At 58.9% G+C, this 12,620-nt stretch carries 9 protein-coding genes; 5 read left to right on the forward strand and 4 right to left on the reverse strand.

Annotated features, from left to right (window positions below):
- Positions 1 to 290: 290 nt before the first annotated feature.
- Positions 291 to 1,868: a TerC family protein gene (locus MYY08_RS18260; protein WP_038625273.1), complete on the forward strand. Its 1,578-nt coding sequence runs from the start codon at positions 291 to 293 to the stop codon at positions 1,866 to 1,868.
- Positions 1,869 to 2,039: 171 nt separating this feature from the next.
- Here MYY08_RS18260 and asmA read toward each other — a convergent pair whose 3' ends face one another.
- The 3 genes from asmA to udk are packed head-to-tail and all read right to left on the reverse strand — an operon-like array spanning position 2,040 to position 5,145.
- The gene (asmA, locus tag MYY08_RS18265) at positions 2,040 to 3,866 is read right to left on the reverse strand and encodes an outer membrane assembly protein AsmA (RefSeq protein ID WP_288015330.1); all 1,827 of its coding nucleotides are present in this window, start codon (positions 3,864 to 3,866) and stop codon (positions 2,040 to 2,042) included.
- 21 nt (positions 3,867 to 3,887) lie between these two features.
- Positions 3,888 to 4,469 carry a dCTP deaminase gene (gene dcd, locus MYY08_RS18270; RefSeq protein ID WP_038625271.1) on the reverse strand — a complete coding sequence of 194 codons (582 nt, stop codon included), beginning with the start codon at positions 4,467 to 4,469 and terminating at the stop codon, positions 3,888 to 3,890.
- 34 nt (positions 4,470 to 4,503) lie between these two features.
- Positions 4,504 to 5,145, reverse strand: coding sequence for a uridine kinase (gene udk / locus MYY08_RS18275; RefSeq protein ID WP_038629943.1), 642 nt, complete (start codon positions 5,143 to 5,145; stop codon positions 4,504 to 4,506).
- Between the two features lie 325 nt (positions 5,146 to 5,470).
- On the opposite strand from udk, the gene MYY08_RS18280 reads away from it, so the two are divergent.
- The 4 genes from MYY08_RS18280 (at position 5,471) to MYY08_RS18295 (ending at position 11,430) form a co-directional block, all read left to right on the forward strand.
- Positions 5,471 to 6,112, forward strand: coding sequence for a phosphatase PAP2 family protein (locus tag MYY08_RS18280; RefSeq protein ID WP_038625270.1), 642 nt, complete (start codon positions 5,471 to 5,473; stop codon positions 6,110 to 6,112).
- A gap of 110 nt (positions 6,113 to 6,222) precedes the next feature.
- Positions 6,223 to 9,558, forward strand: a complete 3,336-nt coding sequence (locus tag MYY08_RS18285; protein WP_288015334.1) for a diguanylate cyclase — start codon at positions 6,223 to 6,225, stop codon at positions 9,556 to 9,558.
- A gap of 88 nt (positions 9,559 to 9,646) precedes the next feature.
- On the forward strand, positions 9,647 to 10,999 hold the full coding sequence (yegD, locus tag MYY08_RS18290; protein WP_084970818.1) for a molecular chaperone: 1,353 nt from the start codon (positions 9,647 to 9,649) through the stop codon (positions 10,997 to 10,999).
- Between the two features lie 179 nt (positions 11,000 to 11,178).
- Entirely contained in the window at positions 11,179 to 11,430 is a 252-nt protein-coding gene (locus MYY08_RS18295) for a hypothetical protein (RefSeq protein ID WP_038625267.1), read from the forward strand.
- A gap of 45 nt (positions 11,431 to 11,475) precedes the next feature.
- On the opposite strand, the gene MYY08_RS18300 is transcribed toward MYY08_RS18295, so the two are convergent.
- Entirely contained in the window at positions 11,476 to 12,438 is a 963-nt protein-coding gene (locus MYY08_RS18300; RefSeq protein WP_104951537.1) for an aldo/keto reductase, read from the reverse strand.
- Positions 12,439 to 12,620 lie beyond the last annotated feature (182 nt).

Raw genomic sequence — 12,620 nt, forward strand, 5'->3', positions numbered from 1 at the left:
GTGTTATCTCAGTAAGGCCTTTCGTTCTTTTCCAGATAATTCCGGCTTGATAATACCTTTTATTACAGGAGCCAAATAAAATACGACTATTTCACCAGCAAATGTTAATAATCCCAGCCCAGCTCCCCCGGTAAAAATCGAATAATTGCCATTCATTATCTGCGCACAGGGCCGTAAAATGAGGCTCGTCCGTTATTTGTTTAGGATTTTTCTCAGATATTATTGCGTTTTGATTATTCAGCTCCCATCATCATTCCTGACAAATAAACAAATAAAGGGTGATAAAGGGTATGGAATGGATCGCCGATCCGTCAATTTGGGCCGGGCTGGTGACGTTAATCGTGCTGGAGCTGGTGCTGGGCATCGATAATCTGGTGTTCATTGCAATTCTGGCGGAAAAACTGCCCGCCGCCCAGCGCGACCGCGCCAGGGTAACAGGCCTGCTGCTGGCGCTGATTATGCGTCTGCTGCTGCTGACCTCTATCTCGTGGCTGACAGGTCTGACGCGTCCGCTTTTTACGCTGTTTAACCATGGCTTCAGCGCCCGCGATCTGATTATGTTGGTCGGCGGAATTTTTTTGCTGTTTAAAGCCACGATGGAGCTAAATGAACGGCTGGAAGGCAGCGACCTGGATGACAAGCCGCAGAAACACGGCGCCCGTTTTTGGCCGGTGGTGGCGCAAATCGTGGTGCTGGATGCGGTCTTCTCGCTCGATGCGGTCATTACCGCCGTCGGCATGGTGGATCACCTGCTGGTCATGATGGCGGCGGTGGTCATCGCAATTTTTCTGATGATCCTCGCCAGCAAACCCTTGACGCGTTTTGTTAACGGCCATCCGACGATCGTTATTCTCTGCCTGAGCTTTCTGTTAATGATTGGCTTCAGCCTGATCGCCGAAGGGTTTGGCTTCCATATTCCAAAAGGCTATCTCTATGCGGCCATCGGTTTCTCTATTTTGATCGAATCGTTCAATCAGCTGTCGCAGTTCAACCGCCGCCGGTTTCTGTCAGCCAAAATGCCGCTGCGCAAACGTACGGCGGAAGCGGTGCTGCATCTGCTGCGCGGCGAAAACGTCGAGGCGGAGCTGGATCACGAAACCGCCTCGCTGGTCGCCGACGCGCGTGAAGAGGGCGCGGTGTTTAACAAGCAGGAGCGTCAGATGATTGTGCGCGTCATGGGCATGGCGCAGCGCAGCGTCAGCAGCATCATGACTTCGCGCCACGATATCGATCATATCGATCTCAGCGACAGTCCGGAAAAGATTATGGCGCAGCTGGATCGCAACCAGCATACGCGCATGCTGGTGACGGAAAACGGCGGCGAACCGCTGGGCGTGGTGCATGTGATCGATCTGCTGCATCAGGCGTTGCATACTCACTCTCTCGATCTGCGTGCCCTGCTGCGTCAGCCGCTGGTGTTCCCGGAGCAGCTGACGCTGCTGCTGGCGCTGGAGCAGTTCCGCAGCGCCCGCACCCACTTCGCCTTTGTGGTGGATGAGTTTGGCTCCGTAGAAGGCGTGGTGACGCTGAGCGACGTTATGGAAACCATCGCCGGCAACCTGCCTAATGAAAGCGAAGAGCTGGACGCGCGCTACGATATTTTGCAAAAAGAGGACGGCAGCTGGATAGCGAACGGCCATATGCCGCTGGACGATCTGGTGATGTATATCGCGCTGCCGCTGAATGAAAAGCGCGATTATCATACTATCGCCGGCCTGCTGATGGACCGGCTGCAACATATTCCGCAGCCGGGCGAAGAGTTGCAGGTAGGAGACTATCTGTTCCGCACGCTGGAAGTAGAGAGCCATCGCGTGCACCGGGTACAAATCGTGCCGCTTGCTCAGCCGGAGCCGGATTACGAAGTGTAGCGGCAAACGTCACCCGGCTAAACGATAAAGCGGCTGATGCGGAGCAACAGTAACGCATTCTGAACAGACAGGTTTAAGGCGATATGGATAATCGCCTTTCGCCATATTGCGAAACCCGCGATGCTCTCCAGAAAAAAGGCGCCCACGAGGCGCCTTTTTGTCATCATCCTGTTAGCGCGGCGCGTTGTCCGGCTTCGCGTTGTCGGGATGGCGCTGCTTCCACTCGTCGATGCGCGACTTCGCTTCCGTCTCCAGCCGCTGACGCAGCAGCTGATCCAACTGCAGGCTGTACTGCAAATTATCCCATCCGCCATACAAGCGCAGCGGAACCGCTGTCTGCTGCAATGCGGCGATCAGATCGCTATCCCCTTTCCAGCCGCCGGTCACCTGCACGCCGAAGGTGATATCGCACTGACGACGCGCCATATCAAGTTGCCCTGCCCCGCTCAGCTTAAAGCGCGAGGTGTCGCCTTCCATTCCCTTCAGCGCAATCAGCCCGTCATTCAGCGTCGCCTGTGCCCGCAGCTTATCGATATGGGTTTCATTGCTGTCTCCCGCTTCATCCTCGCTGCTGACACGATCGCTGTTGCGCGCCACGGCACGCTGAACCAGCTGCTGGAAGTTCATGCCGATAATACGCGCCGGGGCAAGCGACATATCCGCTTCGCCGCGCCAGTGACGATGAAAATCGTTCACGCTCAGTCCCTTGCCGCTCAGCGTGCCGGAGAGCGTCAGCTGCCCGTCAAGCGACGGCGGCAACGCGAAGGCGTTCAGCAGCGGCGCCAAAGCGATATCGCGCAGCGCCGGGCGCAGCGCGGCCTGAGCCGGCTGCTGACGCATATCGATCTTGCCAGGCAGCGAAAAGGTGCCTGCGCCGATGCGCCCGGAAAACATATTCAGGGTAATATCGCCGCGCTGATTATCCGCGTCCAGCGCCACCTGTTGAAGATCGAGGCCGCGCCAGCGCAGCGCATCCGCCTGTAGCTTAATGCTGCCCGTCAGGGCGTTGAAGAAAGCGTCATCCACGCTGGCGGGCTCGGCGATAACCGGCGGACGCGTCCCGCCCGTCGTCTGCGCGCCCGCTGGCGTCGCGCTGTTGTCGCTATTCAGCCCCGTCAGCGCATCCAGATCGAGATGCGGCGAGCGCATATCGATATTCAGTACCGGCGCATTACCCAGCTTGCCGCTGACGGCGCCGTTCAGCTGACTTTCGCCCAGCGTCAGCGCGATGTTGCGCAGGGAGAAGCGCTGGCTCTCATCCAACCACTCCGCCTGCAGGCTGCTTTTGCCTTGCAACCCCGCGGCCGGCAGGCCGGGACCATGCAGCTGCCAGGTGAGGTCCTCTACCGTGCCGTTAACGCGGCGCGGGTATTCCGCCACGTTCATCGTGCCGTTCAGTGAAAGTTGCAGTTCACGCTGATCGCGGTTAACGCGCGTGGAGAGCGTAATTGCCGCCTCACGGCGGCTGTCCTGCGTCAGGGAGAGATTCAGATCGCGGAAGTTGATCGCTTCGCCCTGCGGCTGCTGCCAAATCAACAGGCTGTCGGCCACCTCAAGACTGCCAATATCGAAGGTCCAGCCCCGAACCAGTTCCGGCGGCGCCGAATCGGATGGCCCCACCGGAGCGTCGACCGGTCGCTGCGCGGCGCTGTCCGGCGTCAGACGCACCACGGCGTTTTTCAGCATCACCTGCTTGACGCTGAGCTGATGGGAAAGAAGAGGAAGGAGATGGACGTCAAGCCGCATATTTTCCGCAGTGACGAGCGGCTGCTGCGCGCCCGGCGCGGTAACCGACATCCGGCCAGCCAGAATGCTGAGCTGCGGCCAGACGTGCCAGCGCAGATCGCCTTCAAGCCGCAGCTGATAGCCGCTGCGCTGCTCGACCTGCCGCACCATGTAACTGCGAAAATCGTTGGGGTTAACCAGCAATACCAGCGCTGTCATCCCTGCCACAACAACGACGAATAAAATGGCCAGCGTGGTAATTAATCGTCTCATCCCATCCCCTGTTCAAGGCAGTTAATCTTTATCGATACGACTGGCGACCGCGCCCTGCTGCCCTTTGTATTTCGCGTCTTCACGGCGGTTATAGGGGCGAGCGGCGGGGCCGGAAAGCGGCTCGAAGCTCAGCGCGCCGATCAGCATGCCCGGACGCAACGCTAACGGCAGTTTCCCTGAATTATAGAACTCCAGCACGATTCGGCCCTGCCAGCCCGGATCGATGCGGTGAGCGGTAACATGCACCATTAAACCCAGGCGCGCCAGCGAGGAGCGTCCGTCAAGCCAGCCGACCAGATCGTCAGGCAGCGTGACCGATTCCAGCGTGACGGCCAGCGCCAGCTCTCCCGGATGCAGGAAAAACGCCTCCCCTTCCGGCAGGACGATTTCATCGCTCATCACTCGATCGAGCGCGGCGCTGACTTCATGTTTGGGGCCGCTCAGATCGATAAACGCCGCGGTATGCCCGCGGAAGGTACGAAACTGGTTGCCGAGCCGCACGTCAACGGTCGCGCCGTTGATGCGTTCAACCGGCGGGCGCGGCGTAATCGCCAGCTTGCCGTTGTCGAGCCAGGCTTCAATATCGCGATCGCATAATCTCATCGATGGTTACTCCTCTGCGTCAGCGCCGACGACCTCATTCAAAGAACTGATTGATTTTCGCTTTCAGAATATCGATGGCGATGCGGTTCTTGCCGCCGCGCGGCACAATGATGTCCGCATACTGCTTTGACGGCTCGATAAACTGTAAGAACATCGGACGTACGGTTTTTTGATACTGCGCCATCACCGAATCCATTGAGCGGCCGCGTTCGTTGACGTCGCGCTTCATGCGGCGCATCAGACAGATATCCAGCGGCGTATCGACAAAAATAGAGAAATTCATCTCTTCGCGCAGGCGCGCGTCGGTTAATAACAGAATGCCTTCGAGGATAATCACCTTTTTCGGCTTCAGATGGATGGTTTCCTGGGTACGCGTATGTTCGACGTAGCTGTAAACCGGCAGCTCGATATGCTGACCCGACTTTAACGCCTGCAGATGCTGCAACAGCAGATCGTGATCCATGGCGCTCGGGTGGTCATAGTTGGTTTTAACCCGCTCTTCCATAGTGAGATGGCTTTGGTCTTTGTAGTAACTGTCTTCAGGAATCACGCCGATATGTTCATCGCCCACCTGATCGCGAATTTCACGATAGAGCGTGCTGGCGATTAAACTTTTTCCTGATGCGGATGCGCCTGCGATACCTACAATGACGCATTGATGGGACTTGTCAGTCATAAAATTAAAGACCTGATAACTGTGTGACATGGTGGCCTCGGCGATGTGCAAACATCATCCTTAGCGTTCAGTCAGATATTGAGAGGGTTAACTGACGGCAATTATAGGGAGATCGCTGATGCGATGCCAGAAAAAAGCGGTCTGCCGCGCGCGCGTCGGCAGCGCCGCACGCGGAATGCGCGCTTTTCAGACTTTCTCCTTTGGCGCGGCCGCGTTTCACCGATAAACTGCTGCGCGTGCGTAACCTCTCACTTTCAGGTGACAGCGTAGCGACACCCCTTCCGCCAGGCGGCGAAAGGCATATTCATAAACAGAAAGGTTGGCTATGTCCTGGAGAACGATCACCTATTTTGGCGACAGCATGTTGCTGATCCCCACAGCAATCCTTATCGCGCTGATCCTGCCGTGGAAAAGCGACAAACGTCACACCGTCTGGTGCTGGGTGCTGGCCTTCGGCCTGGCGGGCCTGGTGGTCAGCGTGTCGAAAATCCTGTTTATGGGCTTCGGCATCGGCAGCGCGCGCTTTAACTTCACCGGCTTTAGCGGACACAGCGCCATGTCGGCCACGCTCTGGCCGGTGATGCTGTGGCTGCTGTCGGGCCGCCTGCCTGCCTTCTGGCGCGGCGTCGCGGTCACGCTCGGCTATATGTTGCCGCTGATGGTCGGCGCGTCGCGTCTGGTACTGCACGCGCACTCGAAAAGCGAGGTCGCTACCGGCCTGCTGCTGGGCTTTACCCTCAGCACGCTGTTTCTGATTTCGCAGCGTCATACGCAGCTCAAAGGTTTTAGCCTGCCCCAGCTCAGCGCGGCGCTGGTGCTTCCGCTGATTATTATGGGGCATGGACGCATCGCCACAACGCAAAACTTCCTTGAACATTTTTCCGCGAATATCGCCGGACTGGAGAGGCCCTGGACGCGCGCGGACTTGCTGAATCAGCGCCTGCCCGGCTATCAATCGTTTGAATAGCGTCGCTCTTTCTGCGGTTGCCAATGGGTCAGGTTAGTCACCCTGTGCTAGCATCACAACAGTGATATCACGCCTGTCAGCCATCGTTGGCAGGCAAGCCGGACTCGTGGATGACTACCGATACCTTTTCGCCCGCGCAAAACGCTCCATTCTCTTTCAGGCCTGCGCTGCTGCTGGGCCTGCTATGCTTTCTCGCCTCGCTGTTCTGCCTGGAACTGGCGGCGTTCGGTAACAAAATTTCGCCGATCTGGTACGCGTCCGCCATTATGACGGTGGCGGTTTTCCGCTGCCGGGGTCCTTCTCTGGCGCTCATACTGGCGGCCTGTCTGTTCGGCACGCTGTGCGCTAACCTGCTGATGTTCGGACTGCACTGGTCGCTGCTCGCTTTCTCACTGATTAATCTGCTGCAGGGGTTAACAGGCGGTCTGCTGCTGCGCATGCTGCTGCGTCCGGACGCGCCGCTCGATTCGCTGATGAGCTGGTGCAAAATGGTGGTGGCGGTCGGCATCCTGATGCCCCTGCTGGGCGCGCTGGCGGCGATCTGGTGGTTGCATATTATCGGCGGCGCGCCGACCCTCCATTTTTTCCTCACCTGGATACTGGCGGAAGTGATCGGCATGCTGGCGCTGGGGCCAGTATGCCTGCTGTGGCAGCCTGGCTATCTGCGTCAGCAGGCGCAGCAGCACGCGCTGCTGGAGCCGCTGGCGACGCTGGTCTTTTCGCTGCTGCTCTGCTGCCTGGCGCTGCGCTTTTTACCCTGGCCGTTTACCTTCGTTATCGTCATTCTGTTCTGGGCGGCGGTGCGCCTGCCGCGCCTGGAAGCCTTCTTTGTTTTTTTCGCTAATATTTCGCTGGCGTCGCTGCTGCTGGCGTTCAATCTGATCGAGCTGCATACCGTCAATTCCGCCTTCAGGCTTACCGCGCCCTGGCTGCCTTTTCTGCTGGTGCTGATTCCGAGCCATATCATGACGATGGTGATGTTCTCGTTCCGCGAAGAGAAAAAGCATATCAGCGAAAGCGAACAGCGCTTTCGCAACGCGATGGAGTACTCTGCCATCGGCATGGCGCTGGTGACGCCGAACGGCAACTGGCTGCAGGTGAACCAGGCGTTTTGCCGTCTGCTTGGCTATCAGCCGCACGCGCTGCAAAAGCTGAGCTGGCAGCAAATCACCTGGCCTGACGATCTGGCCGCCGATCTGCAACAGGCGGAAAGCCTGCTGCGTGGCGAACAAAACTATTACACGCTGGAAAAACGCTATATCCGTCAGGATGGCGAGGTCGTTTGGGTGTTGCAGGCCGTTTCGCTGATGCGCGATCTGGAGGGCAACCCACTCTACTTTATTTCGCAAATTGAGGACATCAGCGGCCTGAAACAGAGCCAGGCGGAAAACCAGCGGCTGATGGAACGCATCACGCTGGCTAACGAGGCGGGCGGCATCGGCGTCTGGGAATGGAACGTCGCCACGAATGAAATGAGCTGGGATAAGCGCATGTTCGCCATTTATGAACTGGAGCTTACCGATCGCCCAACGTATAAATTCTGGCTGAGGCGCCTGCATCCCGACGACCGTCCGATGGCGGAGGAAGCGGTGCGGCGCGCGCTGGAAGAGGGAGAGCCTTTTGCCCTGGAGTGCCGTATCCTTACCCGCCACGGCATTCGCTATATTCGCTCGCAGGCTGATAGCCTGCTCAGTCCTGAAGGCGACATCACCCGCATGCTGGGCATCAATCAGGATGTCACCGAGCTGCGCATGCTGACCGAAGCGCTCTATCAGGAAAAAGAGCGCATGCATATTACGCTTGATGCGATTGGTGAAGCGGTGATCAGCACCGACGAAGAACTGCGCGTCACCTTTATGAATCCGGTGGCGGAGCAGATGAGCGGCTGGACGCAGGAACAGGCGGAAGGCAAGCCCATCAGCGATATACTGCGCATCACGCACGGCGCCCACGGCCCGGAAATGGAAAATATCCTGCGCAGCAACCTGCCGCAGAATGCGACCGTCACCGAACTGGACCGCGATCTGATCCTGCATAACGCTTCCGGCGAGCAGTTCGCTATTCACTACAGTCTGACGCCGCTGAAAACCCTGACGGGAGAAAATATCGGCAGCGTGCTGGTGATTCAGGACGTCAGCGAATCGCGCGAAATGCTGAAGCGTCTGCACTACAGCGCCTCTCACGATATGCTGACGCGCTTGCCGAACCGCACCAGCTTTGAGCATCAGCTGAAGCGGCTGCTGCTTTCCGCCGCAGAGCAGCAGCACGTGCTGGCGTTTATCGATCTCGATCGCTTTAAGGCGGTAAACGACAGCGCCGGCCACGCCGCTGGCGACGCCCTGCTGCGCGAGCTGGCCGAGATAATGAGTCATCTGCTGCGCGGCAACGATTTTCTGGCGCGGCTCGGCGGCGATGAATTCGGCCTGCTGCTGCCCGATTGCGGCATCGGGGACGCCAGCAATGTCGTGCAGCGCATCGTCACCGCCATTAACGACTACCGTTTCCTGTGGGAAGGCAAGCTGCATCGTATCGGCGCCAGCGCGGGCCTGACGCAAATCGACGCCCATAACAACCACAGCAGCGAAGTGCTGGCGCAGGCCGATCTCTCCTGCTATAACGCCAAGCATAACGGCCGCGGCCAGCTGTCGGTTTATGAAACGCGCCTGCAGCAGTCGCAGGCGGTTACGCTCTCCCATGAAGATATCGTCAGATTAATTGAGCAGCCGATGCGCTGGCAAGCCTGGGCGGTCTGCGCGCCGCATACGACGCAGTCGGCTAACTTCCATCTGTTGCAGCCGCGCCTTACCGACAGTCAGGGACATGAAATCGATGTTGAGGCGTTCCGCGCCAGCCTGGCGGATGAAGCGCTGTGCGAGCGGCTCGATCGCGCCCTGCTCGACAGCTTTTTCAGCCGTCATGCAACGGGCGTCGCCCATAAAGCGTTGAATGTCGTCCTGCCGCTGTCGGGGGAAAGCCTGCTCAATTCGCGCACGCTGAGCCAGCTGATCGACACGCTGGCCGCCGGCCCGCTGCGCGGCGAACGGGTGATCATCAGCCTCGAAACCAGCGCGCTGTTGAACCATACCGAAGCGCTGCGGCCGGTGCTGCTGCAACTGCGCCAGCTGGGCTGCCCTATTCTGCTGCGTCATTTTGGCCGTAATCTGGAGGCGTTCGAGCGTTTGCCGCAGGCGGATATCGATTTCCTGCAACTGGCGCCGGATCTGATCGCCAACGTGCATTTCAGCCTGATGGATGAAATGTTGGTCTCGATTATTCACGGGCAGGCTCAGCGGCTGAATATCGCCACCGTTGCCGGGCCGGTGGAACTGCCGGTCGCACTGACCACGCTGGCGAGCATCGGCATCAACGCGGTCTGGGGACCGGCGGTCAACGGCGGCGAGCCGCTATGCGCGCTGCTGGAAAACAGCTTTTTCGCCATTAAATGATCCTCACCGCACAATCACGCGCGAAACATTTGCCAGTGCCGATCGGCTCCGGTAAAGTCACCCCCTTTTTTTGCTGAGGGGATATTCTGTGTTTATCGGTTTCGATTACGGAACGGCTAACTGTTCTGTCGCGGTGGTTGAAAATGGCGCGCCACGGCTGCTCAAACTGGAAAAGGATTCTCCTTATCTGCCTTCAATGCTTTGCGGCCCGACGCGCGAAGCGATCAGCGAATGGCTGTTTCGCCATCACCAGGTGCCGACGCCTGAAGCGGAAAACCAGGCGCTGCTGCGCCGCGCTATCGCCTTCAACCGCGACGAAGATATCGACGTCACGCCCGGCAGCGTCCATTTTGGCCTCGACGCGCTGGCGCAATATATGACCGACCCTGAAGAGGTCTGGTTCGTTAAATCTCCAAAATCCTTTCTCGGCGCCAGCGGCCTGAAGCCGCAGCAGATCGCCCTGTTCGAAGATCTGGTCTGCGCCATGATGCTGCATATCCGCCAGACGGCGGAACGGCAGCTGGACTGCGCCATCGATCAGGCGGTGATCGGCCGTCCGGTCAACTTCCAGGGACTGGGCGGCTCGGATGCCAATCAGCAGGCGCAGGGCATTCTGGCGCGCGCCGCCAGCCGCGCCGGCTTTCGTGACGTGGTTTTCCAGTTTGAACCGGTCGCCGCCGGGCTTGATTTCGAAGCGACGCTGAATGAAGAAAAGCGGGTGCTGGTGGTGGATATCGGCGGCGGGACCACCGACTGCAGTATGGTGCTGATGGGCCCACAGTGGCGCAACAGCGCCGATCGCGCCAGCAGCCTGCTGGGGCACAGCGGCTGTCGCGTCGGCGGCAACGATCTTGACATCGCGCTGGCCTACAAAGAGCTGATGCCGCTGCTCGGTCTGGGCGGCGAAACGCAGAAAGGCACCGCCCTGCCCGCTTTGCCATGGTGGAACGCGGTGGCGATCAACGACGTGCCGGCGCAGAGCGATTTCTACTCCTCCGCCTGCCGTAAACTGTTACAGGATTTGATCCGCGACGCCCGTCAACCGGAAAAGGTGCAGCGTCTGCTGAAAGTCTGGCAGCAGCGTCTCAGCTACCGTCTGGTGCGCGCGGCGGAAGAGAGCAAAATCGCCCTTACCGATCTGCCGGAGGTGAGCACCGCGCTGACGTTTATCGAAGCGGGCCTGGCGACGGACGTCGACCGCGCAGGGCTTGAAACGGCGATCGCCGCGCCGATTGAGCGCATTCAGGAGCAGGTCAGGCTGGCGCTGGAGACCAGCGGCACCACGCCGGACATAATCTATCTCACAGGCGGCAGCGCGCGCTCGCCGCTGCTGCGTCAGGCGTTGCAGCGGCAGCTGCCGACCATTCCGCTGGCGACCGGCGACGATTTCGGCTCCGTTACCGCCGGGCTGGCGCGCTGGGCGCAGATCGTTTTCGCCTGACGTCCGCTGGGTTGGCCCGTTCGGGCTGACCCATTTCCTCTCCGCACTGTTCAGCGCGCTTTCATCGTTCAGGGCGCAACCATCGCCGTCGCGCCCGATGCTTTACCACATTTAACGCTTTTTCTTTCCCGGCGCGTGGTAGCATTTTGTCTCTTGTCTTAGCGAAGAGATAACCTGTCGTGAGCCTGTGGGGTCTTAATTTTCAACAGCTTCTGGCTATTGCGCTGCTGCTGGTTCTGCTCTGGCGTTACACCGGCATGATGATTTGCCTGGCGGTCATCACGCTTGGCGCCTCGGTCTGGCGCTTTTATTACAGCGAACCCACGCCCGCGATGCTGGTGCTGCTGATGGTCGGCGGCGCGCTGGGAATGCTCTGTTTCTGCGTCGAACGTTATCGTACGGCGCGCGCGCCGTCGCGGTTTCCGCGCTAACGCCATAAAAAATGCGCCCGCAGGCGCATTTTTTTACCGCCGTCCTCAGTAACGGCTGGCCTGCGCCAGCTTGTCGATTTCATCAAGATTCAGCCGCAGCGTCGCCGCTTTCACCAGCTCATCCACCTGTTCCAGCGAGGTTGCGCTGACGATCGGCGCGGTAATATCGGGACGGGCGATCTGCCAGGCAAGCGCCACCTGAGCCGGCGTGACGTTGCGCGCCTGAGCGGTCTCGTCCAGCGCCTGCAGGATGCGCAGCCCGCGCTCATTGAGATATTTTTCCACCACGCCCTGACCGCGCGCGCTCTTGCTGGCGTCTTCCGGCCGACGGTATTTGCCGCTCAGGAAGCCGCTGGCCAGCGAGTAGTAGTTAATCACGCCCAGACCGTTCTCCTGCGCCACCTGCGCCAGCCCGCTTTCATACTCCTGGCGATCGTAGAGGTTATATTCCGGCTGCAACGTTTCATAGCGCGCCAGATTATTCTGCTCGCTGACCTTCAGCGCTTCCGTCAGGCGGGCCGCTGAATAGTTAGAGGCGCCGATCGCACGCACCTTCCCTGCGCGAATCAAATCATCGAACGCCTTCAGCGTCTCCTCCAGCGGCGTCTGCTCATCGTCGCGATGCGCCTGGTAAAGATCGATATAGTCGGTTTGCAGACGACGCAGAGAATCCTCAACCGCCTGACGGATATATTTCGCGGAGAGGCCGGTTTTTTCCGGCGACATCTCCATACCCACCTTGGTCGCCAGAACGATCTTGTCGCGCTTGCCGGTTTTTTTCAGCCAGTTGCCAATGATGGTTTCTGATTCGCCACCCTGATTGCCCGGCGCCCAGCGGGAATACACATCAGCGGTATCGATGAACCACAGCCCTTTTTCTACCAGCGCATCCAGCAGAGTAAAAGAGGCGTTCTGATCGACAGTCCAGCCAAACACGTTGCCGCCAAAGGTAAGCGCCGGTACTTCGATGCCGCTGCGACCCAACTGACGGGTTTCAATCTGACTCATCATTGTTCTCCTTAATTAATATATTGCCAACCTGTTGATGAGCGTAGCAAACAACCCGGCTTCTGCTTTGTCGTTTTCTGGCGCAGCTTATGCGTAAAGGAAATGACTGGCCACGCAAATTTGTCTCATCGCGCCGGATGGCGGATACTTACGCCAGCCTTACGGCGACCTTACAGTAATTC

Origin of the sequence: Mixta sp. (assembly GCF_024610815.1) — a bacterium.
Classification (GTDB): domain Bacteria; phylum Pseudomonadota; class Gammaproteobacteria; order Enterobacterales; family Enterobacteriaceae; genus Mixta; species Mixta calida.